This window comes from Selenobaculum gibii (assembly GCF_030273445.1).
GTDB classification, from domain to species: domain Bacteria; phylum Bacillota; class Negativicutes; order ICN-92133; family ICN-92133; genus Selenobaculum; species Selenobaculum gibii.
The window spans coordinates 679,664-695,703 of the sequence record NZ_CP120678.1; the positions used below are offsets into that span (position 1 = coordinate 679,664).

The window sequence follows — 16,040 nt, forward strand, 5'->3', positions numbered from 1 at the left end:
TTCATGGATTTTGAATATTGGCAAGGTTTTAATGAGGGTAGATGGCAACAAATTATTGATGTAAGAAATTTTATTCAAGCAAATTATAAGCCTTATGATGGCAACGCAGATTTCTTAGCAGGGATTACTGATAAAACAAAAAGAGTATGGGATAAATGTCTGGATTTATTAGCACTTGAACACGAAAAAGGTGGTGTTCTTGATGTAGATACAACGAAAGTTTCTAAGATTGTATCGCATAAAGCTGGATACATTGACAAAGAGAATGAAGTGATTTTGGGACTTCAGACGGAAAAACCATTATGCCGTGGTGTTGTTGTAAACGGTGGAGAACGTATGGCTGAGCAGGCTTGTAGTGAATATGGCTATACACTAAGCCCTGAAATTAAAGAGATTTACACGAATCATGCAACTACGCATAATAGTGCAGTATTTAGTGTTTATACTCCAGAGATGCGCAAGGCTCGTAAATTAGGAATTATTACAGGTCTTCCTGATGCGTATGGTAGAGGGAGAATTATTGGCGATTATCGTCGTATTGCTCTCTATGGAATTGATGTTCTTATTGAAAAAAAACAACGTGATTTGGATGTTTTATTTGATAAACCTATGGATGAAGAAACGTTGCGTAGCCGTAGTGAAATTGCTCAGCAAATAAAAGCGCTTAAAGATATGATTGCTATGGCAAAAGAATATGGCTGTGATATTGCAAGGCCAGCAAGAAATGCAAAAGAAGCAGTCCAAGCTGTATACTTTGGTTATTTAGCCGCAATTAAAGAACAAAATGGAGCGGCAATGTCGATTGGCCGTGTTTCTACGTTCTTAGATATCTATATTGAACGCGACTTGAAAAAGGGTATTTTAACAGAAGAAACAGCACAAGAATTGATGGATCAATTTGTCATTAAACTTCGTTTGGCAAGAATGCTTAGAACCCCAGAATACAACGAATTATTTGCTGGTGATCCGTTATGGGTAACCGAATCTATCGGTGGAATTGGTCAAGATGGCCGTAGCATGGTAACAAAAAGTTCTTACCGTATTTTGCATACGTTATATAACCTTGGCCCAGCACCAGAACCGAATCTAACTGTATTATGGTCAGATAAATTACCGGAAAATTTTAAGAAGTTTTGTGCGCAGGTTTCGATTGATACAAGTGCAATTCAATATGAGAATGATGAAATTATGCGTCCAATTTACGGCGATGATTATGGAATTGCCTGCTGTGTATCTGCAATGCAAATTGGCGGACAAATGCAATTCTTTGGCGCACGGGCAAATTTAGCAAAATCTTTATTATTAGCAATCAATGGTGGTAAAGATGAAAATACAGCTGAACAATTATCACCATCGATGCCAATCTTGACAGATGAATATTTGGATTACGATAAAGTGCGTAAAAATTATTCTGAGGTATTAGAATGGTTGGCAGAGTTATATGTAAACACGATGAATTTAATTCATTTCATGCATGATCGTCATGCATATGAAGCGGGACAAATGGCGCTTCATCATAGCGAAGTAAAACGTTTGATGGCGTTTGGTGTAGCAGGATTATCCGTTGCAGTAGATTCTTTAAGTGCGATTCGCTACGCGAAAGTAAAAGCAATTCGTGATGAAAATGGAATTGCAAAAGATTTTGCAATTGAGGGTGATTTCCCTAAGTATGGGAACAATGATGAACGCGTTGATAGTATGGTAAAAGAATTAACGCATGAATTTATTACAAAACTTAGAAAGCATCCTGCATATCGTAATGCAGAGCATACTTTATCTGTGCTTACGATTACTTCGAATGTTATGTATGGCAAGAAAACGGGAGCTACTCCAGACGGGCGTAAAGCTGGTGAAGCTTTTGCACCTGGGGCAAATCCTATGCATGGACGTGATCAACATGGAGCATTGGCGGCGATGAAATCGGTAACAAATATTTCTTATAGCGATTGCCGTGACGGTATTTCTTATACTTTCTCCATCGTACCAGGAGCCTTGGGCAAGACTGCTGAAGAACGCAGGAAAAACCTCGTTGCTTTGCTAGACGGTTATTCCTTATTAAAAGGACACCATATCAATATCAATGTATTTGATCGTTCGTTGTTAGAAGCGGCAATGCAAGAGCCGGAAAAATATCCACAACTTACGATTCGCGTTTCTGGTTATGCGGTTAATTTCGTGAAATTGAGTAAAGCACATCAATTAGAAGTGATTCGCAGGACTTTCTATGACGCAGTCTAATCTTGTTGGGTATTATCACTCAAAGGAAACCTTTGGTACAGTAGATGGCAGAGGTATTCGTTATGTATTATTTTTAACAAAATGCGGACTAGGCTGTGCGTTTTGTCATAATCCAGATACCTGGCAAGCGGGTGAAAAGACGATAACCGTGGATGAAGTCATTAGTGATTACAAGCAGTATGAATCTTTTTATCAGTCCACTAATGGCGGCATTACCATTAGTGGTGGTGAGCCGCTTTTACAGGCAGAGTTTGTAGCTGAACTTTTAAGAAAATGTAAACAAGCAGGAATTCATACAACGCTTGATACGGCTGGATTTTATTCGAAGGAAGCACTTGAAAAGGTTTTGCCCTATTGCGATCAGATTCTATTTTCTTTAAAGGCTGCGAACATAGATACGCATAAATATTTAACGGTAACAGATAATGTGACGATATTAGAAAACTTGCAATATGCCGCTTTACATGCTCCAGTTATCGTAAGATATGTCGTTGTACCAACGGTGAATGATTCATTGTCAGAAATAAAAACGTTGGCACAGATATTGAAAAGGTTTGCTCCCAATGCTAAAGTGGAATTGCTAGGCTATCATATTATGGGAAAATATAAATGGGATAACTTGCAGTTGGAGTATAAATTGTCAGAGGTAAATCCAGCGGGCAAAAAGGATTTAGCAAAAGTTCGTGAAATTCTTGAAAATGAAAATATTTCAATGTTAATTGCCTATGAATAAAAAAATCCGCGTGTTTTCACGCGGATTTTTTATTTAAACGGAGATACCACTCGTTGTACTATCGGTTGAAATTGATTCTGATGTTGTTAATATATTGACATTGCCTCCGCTCGCTGACTGAGTATCAAGAGCTGATAGAGTTGGAAGAGATACTGGGGCTATACCATTACTATCACCGCTGGTATCAGCGTTTTTTACATCGGATAGTTCTTTGGTTTTGCGATTGGTTTTGCGCAGTCTTAATTCCTCTTCTTGCTGTTTTGCTTTTTCGATTTCTTGTTGCCTTTTTGCAAGAGCTATTTGTTTTGCTTTCTTTTCTTCAATTTTAAGATTTTTAATTTTTTCTGAGCCTTTTTCCATAACAACTTTAATTTGACGTGCGGTATTAGAATTGCTGGAATTTTTTTTCGCTTGGTTAAGTTTGATTCCCAGACGTCCAATAATGTGTTTGACTTGCGCCTGATTATGGGCGGAAGCTATTGCTAAAAGTTCTTGTCTAGCGTTAAAACTAGGAGGATTTTTTGATGCGCTTTGCGCATTGATTTGATTCTTATTCAATCCATCCTTTTGATTGAAATAAGAGGAATATAAAGAAGCAGATTGAACAATTCCATCCATGGGATTTTCACTCCTTTTATATTTAATTCATGGTCTATGTATTTTATTAAATTCATTGTAATATATTGTATGGGAAAATACAACTATCGTAAAAATTGCGAAATTTACTCTAGCAAAGGAGAAAAATATTTGGGTTGCTCGCTTTGACAAAAAAGAAAAACTTTACTATACTCATAGTTAGTTGACTAACTATTTTACCGGAGGTTTCCATCATGACAAGATCAATTCCATCCAAAAAAGTTTTAGAAAAACATGCTCAGATTATGCCGGAAATTAATCCTTCGGCGGTAATTGCAATGCTAGAAGTGTTGCAGGCTGCGGATGAAATTCAGCATGCAGTTATTGATGTTTTAGAGAAAAACTATCAATTGTCTAAAGGAAAATTACATGTGATGATCATTCTACATCAGTCGCAGAAAGAAGGAATAACACCATCGAGTTTAGCAGAAAAAGTTGGTGTGACTCGTGCTACGATTAGTGCAATGCTGCGTCGAATGAAACGAGATGGACTAACCTATTCTTTTTCTGATATAGAGGACGGAAGAGGAAAGAAAGTTTGTTTAACTGAGAAGGGGTGGAATTTCATGAATGAGATTTTACCTGGACATTATTTAAGAATAACAAAATTAATGGGAAAACTCTCGGAAACTGAGCGAGAAAATTTAATTGAGCTATTAAAAAAAATTGTGAAAAATTGATATGATAGGTCCTATAATTATTATTTAATGACTAGAATTCAAATGGAGTGGAAACGACATTTGAATCAAAACTACTTTATTATCTATAGATAGTTAGTTAGCTAATTATTTATATAGATTTTTTATATTATATTGGAGCAATTTTATTTAATTGATTAGTCGGCTAATTATATAAAAAAGGGGATAGCTATGGATTTAAAGAAAAAATCATTTCGTATGGGTATTGTACTTTTGTCTTTATTTTTTATTGGAGGAATCATTTTACTTTATAAAGGAAATGATGCGATTGCTTTAGCTGTAGAAAAAAAAGCTGGAATTTTAACAGCAGAACAAGTAAAAGTCGCTTTTGATTCGGTAGGCGGGCGTTTAACTTGTGAAGCAGTAAAGGAAGCGCAAAATGTAAAGAAAGGAGATATTCTAATGGTGCTAGATAGTACGGATATCGATCTTTCTATTGCAAAAATAAAAGCACAAATTGCACAAATTGATGCGCAAATAAATGCTTTAAATGGTTCAATTAAAATTGGCTATGCAAAAACGGATACGAATGAGAAGCAAAGTTTTCGTCAAATTGATCAACAAAGGGAAGCCTTAAATTCTGCTAGAGCAACTTATGAAAATAAACTATTGGACTATAATCGAAAAGTTGAGCTGGCTTCAGTTGGTGCGATTGCCCAATCAGAATTAGATAATGCACAGATGAATTTAAATGTTGCACAGGCTAATGTTGCACGCGAAGAGCAATCACTGGCAACTTTACTTGCTGGTGTGAATGATACAGGAAATACCGACGAATTAAATTTACCACTTATTACCCAAGCGAGAAGTGAATTGGATAATAAACAGTATGATGTTCAAAGTCTTATTGGACAAAAACAATTTCTAGAGGCTGAATTAAGAGAATTAGAAGTAAATAAAGAACGGTTAATTCTTAGGGCATCAGAAGATGGAAAGATATTAAAAGTATTGGCGAAAGAAGGTGAAATGGTTGCAGCGAATGTTCCCGTAATTTTATTAGAAAGCAAACGTTGCTATTATGATATTTACTTAAGTGAAGAACAGGCAGTAAAGCTTGCCGAAGGGGATACTGTTATTGGAAAAACTGTAGCCGATAAAAAAGATATTGAAGGTACTGTACGCTTTATTACGCCAGCTCCTGGTTTTGCTGATCTTAAAATGACGCGCGAAAAAGGACAAGCGGATTTATCTGCATTCCAAGTTAGAATTTATACAGAGCGAGAAAATGGAATTTTGCCGGGCATGACAGTTGAGGTGACAAAAGATGAATTCACTAAAAGATGAGTTGGGATTTTTCTTTTCCGGACGAGGAATGCCTTATGAAAAAGTATCGTTGATGGTTGCTATTGTCGTAGCAATTGTTTTTTCTATGGTTTTTTCCAATAATTACATCAAAGATGCAAGCGTTTCAGTAATTGACTTAGATAATTCAAAATATAGTCGAGAGTTGATTAAGCGGTTAGATGCATCTCCCTATATTGGTATTCAACATGTTGTCAATGTGCCTGTGGAACCTAAAAGTTTATTTTATCGCGATAAAAGTGTAGCGGTTATTTATTTACCAAATGATTTAGAAAAAAATCGTTATACCTATTCGTCAGGAAGTATTGGAGTATTTTATGACCAAAGTAATGCTGCACAGACTGGAAATTTAAAAGCTGCATTAAATGAATTTATTGCAATGGAAAATCAAAAAAATATAGAAGAATTTGCGACTGTAAATGGGACTATGATGCAAGATAGCAGTATTCTTTTGCATGATAGAGAACTTTTTAATCCGGCTGATTCAGCGGCGAATGGTGAAAATCTTGGCTTTTTAATGTTCTTTTCACTAATGTTTTTTGTTTTTGCAACGATTGGGCTTGTGCCAAGGCTTCGCTTAGAGAAAAAGTGGGAGCATCAACTTTATGAAGAAACTCCCTTTTCTTTAATATTGAGAATTGTTCCTTATGGATGCTGCTTTATTACAGCAATTATCGTCGGTCTGGCAATTTTGAGAGTTGTGGGGGATTTAACGATCGCGGGAAACTTTTTTCTTTTTCTTTTATCACTTGTTTTATTAGTTATTTCTACAGGGATGATGAGTCTGCTTTTTGGTTGGAATGCTGCAAATCCTGGAGTTGCAGCAAGTCGGATGATTCTTTTTATTCCTGGAGGTTTTATTCTCGGTGGGATGACAGGCCCGATTCCGATTCTTCCAGAGTGGGCGCAGCTTTTATCTAACTTTTTTCCCTTAGTTTGGGTATATCGTTTTACACGAGATGTTTTATTGCGGGGCGCGTCGTTTATGGATTGTGCACAAGATTTTGGTGGGTTTATGATTTATACAGCAATTATTGCTATGTTTTTTTGCATTCGATTTTATCGGGAACAAAATCTAAATGTTTTGCCTGTTGAAGAATAGATATGAATATATCTGTTTCAGTATGTCTTTTCCCATGCCCTTATCCAGTGCTGATTGTTCGATAAAGTTAAACAAAAAAATAGGCAATGGTCAGCAGAAGTTTTCGCGACCATTGCCTATTTTACGTTCTTGTAGATTTTGAAATCTTATATAAATTTTTTTATTTTGGATATAGCAAAGACTTGAGGATAATATAAATTTTAACAAAAAATTAACATCCTAATAACAAATACAATTGTTATTTTGTGATATAGTGCAAGTAGAATTTACTTAGGAGGTTTCCTAAATGGAATATACGATAGCAGCAAAAAATTTAAAATTATATTATGGCGAGAGTCTTGCATTAAAGGGCGTTTCTTTAAACGTTGAGAAGAATACAGTTGTTGCGCTCATTGGGCCATCTGGTTGTGGAAAATCTACTTTTCTTAAAACTTTAAATAGAATGAATGATTTAGTTGAAAGCGTTCGAATTGAAGGCGAAGTTAAACTTGATGGGGTGAACATTTATCAGCCAAATACAGATGTTGTAGAATTAAGAAAACGAGTTGGCATGGTATTTCAGCGCCCAAACCCGTTTCCAATGTCTATTTACGACAATATCGCTTATGGGCCGCGAATTCATGGAACGAATAACAAAAAGGTATTAGATGAATTAGTAGAAAAAAGTTTGCGTGGTGCGGCACTTTGGGATGAGGTGAAAGATCGGTTAAATGCTTCTGCAATGGGCATGTCAGGGGGTCAGCAACAAAGACTTTGTATTGCTAGATTGCTTGCTGTAGAACCAGAGGTTTTGTTAATGGATGAACCGTGTTCTGCGCTCGATCCGATTTCAACGATGAAAATCGAGGAACTAGTTACGGAATTAAAAGAAAAATATACGATTGTCATGGTTACTCATAACATGCAACAAGCGGCTCGAGTATCTGATTATACGGCGTTCTTTTTATCGGGCGAATTAATTGAGCATGATAAAACTGATGTTATTTTTACTAGACCATCCAATCAGAAAACTGAAGATTATATAACGGGTAGATTTGGTTAATTGACTACAGAGGAGATGAATTTAATGCCAGAGAGTGTGACAAGATTAGCTTATATTGAAGAGCTGGAAAGTTTAAGGCAGGAAATATCCAAAATGGGTGCGATGGTTGCAGAAGCCGTGAATAATTCAATGAAAGCGCTATTGGAAAAAGATAATATGCTGGCCGAACGAGTAATGTCCGGTGATGACTTTATTGATAATATTAATGTTGTTGTCGAAGATAAATGTATGCTATTAATTGCTAGGCAACAGCCAATTGCTCGCGATTTACGAATCATAGCGACGGGACTGAAAATATCAACAGATTTAGAACGTATTGGTGATCATGCAGCTGATATTGCGAAAATAGCTACAGAACTAGACAGTCGTCCATTTATAAAGAAAATTGTAGATCTTCCTAAAATGGCAGAAATGGCAAGTCAGATGCTATTAGAATCTATTGAAGCATATCGGAATTTTGATATTAAGCTTGCAGAAAAAGTTTGCAATGACGATGATGTCGTAGATGAATTATATGCAAAAACTTTTCGGGAACTATCAAAGTTTGCAGTAGATGATACAGCAGATATGAAGCAAGCGACACAACTTATTTTTGTATCAAGATATCTAGAGCGTGTTGCAGATCATGCGACAAATATCGCAGAGTGGGTTATCTACTTAGTCACAGCACAAAGAATTCGAAAATAAAAATGGTACGGTAGAATAAAGTTTCTACCGTACCATTTTTATTTTCGAAATGAGAGTATAAATGTTGTACCTTTATTTACTTCACTTGTTACGTCTATTTTCCCACCGAGAATTTCAACGATGAAACGAACTAAGGATAGTCCAAGCCCAGAACCTCCTGCATTTCGAGACCGCGCTTTATCTACACGATAAAAACGTTCAAAAATAAAAGGTAAGTGGCTAGCAGCAATTCCAATACCATTATCTTTTATAGAGATGTAAATAGTTCGATCTTCTTCCCAAGCATTTAAAATGATTTCACCGTCATTTGGTGTATATTTTATTGCGTTTTCTCCCAAATTAATGATAACCTGAAGTATCCAATCGTAATTTGCGTGAAGGGTTAGGTCTGTATTTATTGGCAATAAAAGAAATGTTTGATTTTTTGCTTGAAATTGAGGTGATAGTTTATATTTAACTGAGTTTAAAATTTCATATAGGGAAAGAGGTTCTTTTTTCACTTGACTTCGATATTCTGCAGAATCAAGCTTGGCTAACAATAATAAGTCTTTAATTAAACGATTCATTCGCTGGGCTTCAGTATGGATAATATCGACGAATTTATAACTTAGTTCTGGGTCTTCTAAGGCACCATCCAGTAATGTTTCCGTAAAGCCTTGAATAGAAGTAAGCGGTGTAGCTAGTTCGTGTGAAGCATTGGAAACGAAGTCAACTTGTCGTTCATAATTTTCTTGAATTGTCGTAATATCATGAAATACGCTGAGTACACCTGTTAATTTTTGATCGTTATTAATAAATGGTGCGAGAAAAACTTGATAGGTTTGTTTAATATTATTCAATTTTGTGGTAATATTAATATTCTGTGGTTGTAGTGAATGGAGGACTTCATTGGCAGCTTGAGTAAGTAGACTGCTACCGATGACACTGATGCTATGTTTTCCAAATAAATCCGATTTTATCTGGAAAATTAATTTTGCTTGTTTATTTGCGTCGATCACATTTCCGCTTGCATCAAGCAGGATTACTGCATTGTCCATATTTTCTAAAATTAAAGAAAGCTTCTTGGCTTCGGTATTTATTTGATGAAGTTTTTCTTCTAAACTAGAGGTAAGCTGATTGATGGTATTAGCAAGCAATCCGAGCTCATCTTTTGAATGGAGTTCGATACGTGTGGAAAGATCCCCATTGGCAATCTTTTTTGCTTGTGTAGTCATGTAAAGAATAGGCTTCGTGTTTTTATGAGTAAGCCATATGCCAAGTAAAATAGATAGTAAACTAGTACAAAGTAAAGCGGATAGGATTACTTGTTTAATTGTTTCATAATTGTTTTCAATCGGTGTAAGTGTTGTTGCAGTGCGGACGATTCCGATAAATTCATTGTTTTTATAGACGGGAATCGCAACGTAAAGCATATTTTGCCCCAGTGTATCACTGTAACGAGTACTGGTAGCATATTCATTGGATAAAGCACCTTGAATTTCGGTGCGATTTAAATGGTTATCAAGTGTTGGAGGAGATTCCCAAGAATCAGCTAATACATACCCTTGAGCATCTAAAATAGTTATGCGCAGATTTACAGTGTTGCTTATACGCCTAATTTCTGTTTCAATATAAGAGCGTTTATCTTGATTATATAAATCTTGTTCGAGGGTTAATTCGATAATTTTAGCATTTGTAATTAAATGTTGTGTTTTATTTTCAAGATTTTGTGTATAAAAATAATGTAATAAATAGAATCCTAATAATGTAAGTGATGTTATAACGAGAAGGAGAAAAGAATAGGTAATACGATTCTTTATCCCGATATTTATCATAAAAATCTCCTTTTATTTGAAAATATAAATCTGTATGGTTAATTATAGATTTATTTTTTCAAATGAGCAATGAAAATATGATATTTTTCCTTTTAATTTCCAATTATCTCTTAACAAAATGATAAGTTTATATTATATTAGAGTAGAGATTAAGAAAGACTTGATTCAGGCAGATTTTTCAATGCAGCAGAATCTTAGTCACACTTATCTATGGACTGAGTCGATTTTAACTTCCATTTACAGAAACTGGGGATTTTATATTGAATTAGTCATCGGATAAATGAAAGGGAGTAACCTATGTATGCAAACAAGAAAAACTTTCTAATCGTTACTGCATCTATTGGTTCTGGTCATAACCGAGCAGCCCAAGCGATTGGCAAGGAAATACGAAGTAAATATCCACAAGCAAATATACATATTGTAGATTTTATGTCTACAAAGACAGCATATTTGAATATGTTATTAAAAGAGGCATACTTGGCTATGCTAAATTTACTTCCTGATCTGTATAAGCTGTTATATAGCTGGAGTGGTGGTAGATTGAAGGGAGTATCCATTCAAACGCTACTAGCATTAGCGATGAAAAATGATATGATGCATTTAATTAAACATTATCAAGCAGATGTTGTTATATGTACGCATCCGTTTCCGTGTGCAGCGGCAGCCTATATTAAGAAAAATAATAAAGCGAATATATTACTCGCTGGAGTTATTACTGATTTTGCGATACATCAAGTATGGGTATATAAAGAAGTCGATATGTATTTTCTTTGTAATGCGTCAATGGGCGCTCTTTTAGCGGAAAAGGGAGTAGAATCTTGGCGAATTTTTGATACGGGAATACCTATTGATACTTCATTTACAATGAAGTATGATAAGCATCAGCTTGCTAAAGAAATGAATTTAGATTTAAATATCCCAATTGTACTCGTTATGGGCGGCGGTTTAGGAATGGGTGGCGTAAAAATGGCGCTGACAGCACTTGAAACTTTGAAAATGAAATTGCAGGTTCTCGTGGTAGCAGGTGAGAATCATAATCTTCGTGCAGAGTTAAGAAAAATTGCTGAGTCGTCAAAGCATTTAGTTAGAGTGTGGGGATTTTCCGATAATATTCAAGAGTTAATGGCAGTGGCTACTTTATTAATTACGAAGCCAGGAGCGTTAACAATCAGTGAAGCCTTAGCAATGGAATTGCCGATGGTATTAAGTGAACCAATCCCAGGCCAGGAAAAAGAAAATGCGGAATATATAGAAGCCACAGGAACTGCTTTGTGGGTAAAAAATACAAATGAGTTGGCGAAAATCATCGAACAAGTTATATTAGATAATGAAATTTTAACAAAAATGCGCATAAATGCACGCTTCTATAAAAGACCATATGCTGCTAAAACCATCGTGGAAGAAATTGAGAGATATTTAACAAATTCGCAAAATCAAGTATCCGGGATGTAATGAGTTTAGATAAAAAATTAGCTTTTTATTAAAGATGAGAAATATTTTTAGGTAGTTAAGCATAGAATTAAATGTATTTCGAATATTTTTAATAAAATTAGCTTCGTTTTTTTCCTACAATTATTGCAATTCAATGCTAGATAGATTAAAATAATTATAGGTAATAGGGTCTATGAATTAATAAGAATTGTTTTTTAGAAAGCTGTGGTGATTTTATGCAACCTGTGAAATTAAGGAAGAATGAAAATGGCGATTGTTTATGCCCTTTATGTAAAACTGTTTTAAAATTTTCACCACGAGAACCGGTACAAGTTGTGGATGGTAAATTAAAACAAGGTACAGAGGCACATTATATATGCGAGTCTTGTAAAATGGTTTATCGGCCATTAGTAAATACAGAGTATTATCAATGTTATTCAGAGTAAGGGATAACCTCCATCAACGAATGTTGATGGAGGTTTATTTTTTTTTGTTGATTGGGAAAGCATATCAAAATAAAATTAACAATTCCATAACATTTCTGTAACAAATTTTTTGCTGTTTTATTTTAGAATAAGACCATAGAAAGAAACAAATTCAGGAGGCAGAAAATGAAAAGCTTTGGCAAATCGAAATTATTAACAACATTATTGGTCCTAATGATAGGTTTAATGATGGTTGCAGGATGTGGTTCAAATAGTGGTGACAAAACTGCAAATCAAGCAGCAGAAGTATCAGGAAAAGTAAGTGCTTCAGGGTCTACCGCATTATTACCTTTATTAAAGCCAGCGCAAGAAGAATTTCATAAGATGTATGATAAAGTTACGGTAAATATTGCTGGCGGCGGATCTTTTACAGGAATGAATCAAGTATCTGAAGGTACTGTGAATATTGGAAATTCTGATGTAGCATTACCGACAGAATTTAAAGACAAAGGGATTGTAGATCATAAAGTGGTAGTTTTACCATTTGTATTTATTACCAATAAAGACGTAACAGTAGATAATTTAACAGAGCAGCAAACAGTTGATATTTTAACTGGCAAAATAACAAACTGGAAGGAAGTAGGCGGACAGGATAAAGCGATTACAATTATTCATCGTGCTAAATCTTCCGGTTCCAGAGCAACGATTACAGAAACAGTGCTAAAAGGTGCAGCATTTACTGATCAAGCAGTAATCCAAGATTCAAATGGTGCGGTAAAAGCAGCAATCGCCAATACACCAGGTGCAATTGGTTATGTAGATGCACCTTATGCAGATGGAAGTGTGAAAACATTAGATTATAATGGTGTGAAATATTCACCTGAAGCAGTGACTAGTGGCAAATATCCTGTATACTCTTATGGACATATGTATACGAAAGGTGAAGCAACGGGAGCTACGAAAGCATTTATTGATTATGTAATGAGCGCTGATTTCCAAAATACCTACGTGGAAAAAACAGGCTTCATTCCAATCACCAAAATGCCGAAATAAAATGTTTCATATAGAATGGCTGCACGATTAAATTTGCAGCCATTCTTATCATTTCAGAAAAATGAAGGAGAACACCTATGGATAATCACAATCTGAAATTGATGTACGATAAATATGTCAAATATTTATTTATTACCTGTGCAGGATTAATGGCGGTAATCATTTTTTCAATCATTTTTTTTGTTGGAAAACAAGGGCTTTTAACGTTTACGGAGGTAAGTCCATTCGAATTCTTTAGTAGTGCTAAATGGGATCCGTGGGAACATCAATTTGGTGCATTTAGCTTTATTTTTGGCTCGGTAGTTGTAACTTTGCTTGCCATTGTTTTTGGAGCTCCATTGGGATTGACAGGGGCGGTATTTATGGCAAAGATTGCTCCTAAATGGCTTCGCGATTTAATGAGACCAGCAACGGATTTGTATGTGGCAATTCCTTCAGTTGTTTACGGTTACTTGGGACTTATGCTTCTTGTACCGTTTTTACGTGACTTTTTTCAAGTAAATACGGGTTTTGGGCTTATGGCAGCAGCGATGATTTTAGCAATTATGATTTTGCCAACGATTATTAGCATATGTGAAGATGCAATACGTGCAGTTCCAAAACCGCTGGAGGAAGCTTCCTTGGCTTTAGGCGCAACGCGCTGGCAGACGTTGTGGAAAGTTGTAATTCCAGCAGCGCTACCTGGAATATTAACTGCGATTATCCTCGCAATGGCGAGAGCGATTGGGGAAACGATGGCAGTACAAATGCTAATTGGTAATACACCAGTAGTAGCAACGAATTTATTTACGCCGACGTCTACATTGACAAGTAATATCGTTGTCGAAATGGGGAATACTCCATTTGGTTCGGCTTGGGGAAATTCACTATTTTTAATGGCACTTGTCTTACTGGTAATTTCATTGGGAATGATTTTATTAATTAGAAAAATTGGTGCAAGGAGGCTAGCTTAGATGAATGCGAAGATAGTAGATAAAATTGCCACTGTTTGTATGTGGTTTGCAGGTGTTGTCATCCTTGGCATCTTAGTAGCTTTTTTAGGGTATATTTTATATAAAGGGTTACCTGTTTTATCATTTGATTTTATTTTAGGTAAACCGAGTGATATTGAATCTGGTGGTGGTGTTGGACCGCAGTTGTTCAATTCTTTCTATATTTTGTTTTTATCTATGATAGTTTCTGTTCCTATAGCGGTTGGGGCTGGAATTTATCTTGCAGAATATGCAAAAGAAAACAAATTAACGTATTTTATTCGCTTGAGTACGGAAAGTTTAGCTACAGTTCCCTCAATTGTTTTAGGTTTGTTTGGAATGATCATTTTTGTTAATTTCTTAGGTTTTGGATTTAGTATTATTGGTGGTGCATTAACGCTGCTTTTGTTAAATTTGCCTGTACTAGTAAGGGTAACGGAAGAATCTATCAATACCGTTCCTAATCATTATAGAGAAGCTAGTTTAGCTTTAGGTGCAACAAAGTGGCAAACGATTTGGAAAGTAGTACTACCAAATGCGCTTCCGGGGATTATTACAGGAATTACGCTTACTGCTGGTAGAGCATTAGGGGAAACCGCGATTCTTATTTTTACCGCAGGTACCACAGTATCGAGACATATGTTTGATACTGATGTGTTCGCTGCGGGAGAAACCTTAGCAGTGCACATGTGGTATTTGATGTCTACTGGACTTGTTCCAGATCGGGATATTATTGCGGACGGTATAGGTGCACTCCTTATTATCACAATTTTATTATTTAATCTTGTATTCACAATTCCAATGCGAATTATGCAAAAACGGGCAGGCGCGATTCGCCATTAATTGATAAATTTATGTATAAAAATCAGCCGTTTTCATAAGCTAAATATGATGAGAAATCATTTTTGATTAATGCATAATTTAGTGATGAAAGGGGCTGATTTTTTGCAAAGGCTGTTTCTCATTGTATTCTTGATTTTAAGTGTTTTGCTTGGTGGATGTAATAATGATATGCAGAAAAATGATAATTTGCAGCAAAATAAAAAAGTTAGTGACGAACCTACAATTAGTGTTTATATGCACAAGACTGGCGAAACAAAACAGATGAAATTAGAAGAGTATTTATGTGGTGTTGTTGCAGGAGAGATGCATAATGATTGGGAATTGGAAGCTTTAGCTGCGCAAGCGATTATTGCACGTACTTTTACGTTGCAAGCTTTGGAGAAAGGTCAACTAACATCAAAAGGAACACAAGCATCTACTGATATCGAAGAATTTCAAGCATATAATGCAGATGCAATAAATGATCGGGTAAAGCAAGCAGTCGAATTGACTCGTGGCAAAGTTGCAACTTATGCTGGAAGTCCGATTATTGGATGGTTCCATGCATCTGCAGGTGGAAAAACTGCAATGGCAAAAGAAGGTTTAGCATATAAATATGATGAACCTCCGTATATTCAAAGTGTAGATTCACCAGATGATTTGGCGCCTGCTGATGTACAAAACTGGCAAGTAGCATTTTCTCAAGCTGATGTTTTAAAAGCTTTAAATAATCCGGCACTTGTGGAGATAAAAAGTGCTAGAATAGGACAAAAAGGCCCATCTGGCAGAGCAATTAGTTTAGTTTTTAATGATGCAATGGAAATTTCTGCTTCATCGTTTCGTTTAGCCATTGGTAGTACCAAATTAAAGTCAACTTTGCTTGATAAAATTGAAGTGCAGGGAGATCAAATTATATTTAGCGGTAAGGGATATGGACATGGTGTTGGTTTGTCACAATGGGGTGCGAGAAAAATGGCGGTGGAAGGGAAAAAGGCCGAAGATATTGTTTCACACTATTTTAAGGGAATTAAAATTGAAAAACGGTGGTAGTAAGAAAATGGTGCTTAATTTAAGCACCATTTTCTT

15 protein-coding genes are annotated in these 16,040 nt (G+C 35.7%); 13 read left to right on the top strand and 2 right to left on the bottom strand.

The genetic code is table 11. The features are described from left to right. Positions 1 to 3 precede the first annotated feature (3 nt). Both pflB and pflA read left to right on the top strand, forming a co-directional pair. Positions 4 to 2,238 (top strand): formate C-acetyltransferase, encoded by a 2,235-nt coding sequence (pflB, locus tag P3F81_RS03170; RefSeq protein ID WP_147667652.1) that lies wholly within the window; start codon positions 4 to 6, stop codon positions 2,236 to 2,238. Beyond that, complete coding sequence (gene pflA, locus P3F81_RS03175) at positions 2,225 to 2,971, top strand: pyruvate formate-lyase-activating protein (protein WP_147667653.1); 747 nt, start codon at positions 2,225 to 2,227, stop codon at positions 2,969 to 2,971. Before pflB ends, pflA begins: the two co-directional genes overlap by 14 nt. Before the next feature lie 33 nt (positions 2,972 to 3,004). Here the strand turns inward: pflA and P3F81_RS03180 are convergent, their stop codons facing one another. Then, entirely contained in the window at positions 3,005 to 3,589 is a 585-nt protein-coding gene (locus P3F81_RS03180) for a hypothetical protein (protein WP_309320616.1), read from the bottom strand. Between the two features lie 212 nt (positions 3,590 to 3,801). Here P3F81_RS03180 and P3F81_RS03185 point away from each other — a divergent pair, with 212 nt between their 5' ends. The 5 genes from P3F81_RS03185 to phoU all read left to right on the top strand — a co-directional run bounded on the left by P3F81_RS03185 (position 3,802) and on the right by phoU (position 8,438). Then, positions 3,802 to 4,287, top strand: a complete 486-nt coding sequence (locus tag P3F81_RS03185; protein ID WP_309320617.1) for a MarR family winged helix-turn-helix transcriptional regulator — start codon at positions 3,802 to 3,804, stop codon at positions 4,285 to 4,287. 189 nt (positions 4,288 to 4,476) lie between these two features. Continuing rightward, the gene (locus P3F81_RS03190) at positions 4,477 to 5,589 is read left to right on the top strand and encodes an HlyD family secretion protein (RefSeq protein WP_147667655.1); all 1,113 of its coding nucleotides are present in this window, start codon (positions 4,477 to 4,479) and stop codon (positions 5,587 to 5,589) included. Next, on the top strand, positions 5,570 to 6,709 hold the full coding sequence (locus P3F81_RS03195) for an ABC transporter permease (protein ID WP_147667656.1): 1,140 nt from the start codon (positions 5,570 to 5,572) through the stop codon (positions 6,707 to 6,709). The genes P3F81_RS03190 and P3F81_RS03195 overlap by 20 nt, the downstream gene beginning before the upstream one ends. Before the next feature lie 286 nt (positions 6,710 to 6,995). After that, positions 6,996 to 7,751 carry a phosphate ABC transporter ATP-binding protein PstB gene (gene pstB / locus P3F81_RS03200; protein WP_147667657.1) on the top strand — a complete coding sequence of 252 codons (756 nt, stop codon included), beginning with the start codon at positions 6,996 to 6,998 and terminating at the stop codon, positions 7,749 to 7,751. Positions 7,752 to 7,775: 24 nt separating this feature from the next. Continuing rightward, complete coding sequence (phoU, locus tag P3F81_RS03205; RefSeq protein WP_147667658.1) at positions 7,776 to 8,438, top strand: phosphate signaling complex protein PhoU; 663 nt, start codon at positions 7,776 to 7,778, stop codon at positions 8,436 to 8,438. A 38-nt stretch (positions 8,439 to 8,476) separates the two neighbouring features. On the opposite strand, the gene P3F81_RS03210 is transcribed toward phoU, so the two are convergent. Then, positions 8,477 to 10,252 (bottom strand): sensor histidine kinase, encoded by a 1,776-nt coding sequence (locus P3F81_RS03210; RefSeq protein ID WP_147667659.1) that lies wholly within the window; start codon positions 10,250 to 10,252, stop codon positions 8,477 to 8,479. 297 nt (positions 10,253 to 10,549) lie between these two features. Here P3F81_RS03210 and P3F81_RS03215 point away from each other — a divergent pair, with 297 nt between their 5' ends. From P3F81_RS03215 to P3F81_RS03240, 6 genes are all read left to right on the top strand, one after another. Beyond that, a complete protein-coding gene (locus P3F81_RS03215) occupies positions 10,550 to 11,704 on the top strand; it encodes an MGDG synthase family glycosyltransferase (RefSeq protein ID WP_147667660.1) in 1,155 nt (384 codons plus the stop codon). 215 nt (positions 11,705 to 11,919) lie between these two features. Beyond that, complete coding sequence (locus P3F81_RS03220) at positions 11,920 to 12,129, top strand: hypothetical protein (protein ID WP_147667661.1); 210 nt, start codon at positions 11,920 to 11,922, stop codon at positions 12,127 to 12,129. Positions 12,130 to 12,294: 165 nt separating this feature from the next. Then, a complete protein-coding gene (locus tag P3F81_RS03225) occupies positions 12,295 to 13,161 on the top strand; it encodes a phosphate ABC transporter substrate-binding protein (RefSeq protein ID WP_147667662.1) in 867 nt (288 codons plus the stop codon). Between the two features lie 77 nt (positions 13,162 to 13,238). Next, complete coding sequence (gene pstC / locus P3F81_RS03230) at positions 13,239 to 14,114, top strand: phosphate ABC transporter permease subunit PstC (RefSeq protein ID WP_147667663.1); 876 nt, start codon at positions 13,239 to 13,241, stop codon at positions 14,112 to 14,114. After that, the gene (gene pstA / locus P3F81_RS03235; RefSeq protein ID WP_147667664.1) at positions 14,115 to 14,975 is read left to right on the top strand and encodes a phosphate ABC transporter permease PstA; all 861 of its coding nucleotides are present in this window, start codon (positions 14,115 to 14,117) and stop codon (positions 14,973 to 14,975) included. Between the two features lie 102 nt (positions 14,976 to 15,077). Further along, positions 15,078 to 16,004 (top strand): SpoIID/LytB domain-containing protein, encoded by a 927-nt coding sequence (locus tag P3F81_RS03240; RefSeq protein WP_309320618.1) that lies wholly within the window; start codon positions 15,078 to 15,080, stop codon positions 16,002 to 16,004. The last annotated feature ends 36 nt before the right edge of the window (positions 16,005 to 16,040 follow it).

Bases quoted from the DNA above. Each gene is read 5' to 3' on its own strand.
- pstA (WP_147667664.1), top strand. From the start codon at position 14,115: ATGAATGCGAAGATAGTAGATAAAATTGCCACTGTTTGTATGTGGTTT.
- P3F81_RS03225 (WP_147667662.1), top strand. From the start codon at position 12,295: ATGAAAAGCTTTGGCAAATCGAAATTATTAACAACATTATTGGTCCTA.
- P3F81_RS03210 (WP_147667659.1), bottom strand. From the start codon at position 10,252: ATGATAAATATCGGGATAAAGAATCGTATTACCTATTCTTTTCTCCTT.
- P3F81_RS03215 (WP_147667660.1), top strand. From the start codon at position 10,550: ATGTATGCAAACAAGAAAAACTTTCTAATCGTTACTGCATCTATTGGT.
- P3F81_RS03190 (WP_147667655.1), top strand. From the start codon at position 4,477: ATGGATTTAAAGAAAAAATCATTTCGTATGGGTATTGTACTTTTGTCT.
- pflB (WP_147667652.1), top strand. From the start codon at position 4: ATGGATTTTGAATATTGGCAAGGTTTTAATGAGGGTAGATGGCAACAA.
- pstC (WP_147667663.1), top strand. From the start codon at position 13,239: ATGGATAATCACAATCTGAAATTGATGTACGATAAATATGTCAAATAT.
- P3F81_RS03195 (WP_147667656.1), top strand. From the start codon at position 5,570: ATGAATTCACTAAAAGATGAGTTGGGATTTTTCTTTTCCGGACGAGGA.
- P3F81_RS03185 (WP_309320617.1), top strand. From the start codon at position 3,802: ATGACAAGATCAATTCCATCCAAAAAAGTTTTAGAAAAACATGCTCAG.
- pstB (WP_147667657.1), top strand. From the start codon at position 6,996: ATGGAATATACGATAGCAGCAAAAAATTTAAAATTATATTATGGCGAG.
- P3F81_RS03220 (WP_147667661.1), top strand. From the start codon at position 11,920: ATGCAACCTGTGAAATTAAGGAAGAATGAAAATGGCGATTGTTTATGC.
- phoU (WP_147667658.1), top strand. From the start codon at position 7,776: ATGCCAGAGAGTGTGACAAGATTAGCTTATATTGAAGAGCTGGAAAGT.
- P3F81_RS03180 (WP_309320616.1), bottom strand. From the start codon at position 3,589: ATGGATGGAATTGTTCAATCTGCTTCTTTATATTCCTCTTATTTCAAT.
- pflA (WP_147667653.1), top strand. From the start codon at position 2,225: ATGACGCAGTCTAATCTTGTTGGGTATTATCACTCAAAGGAAACCTTT.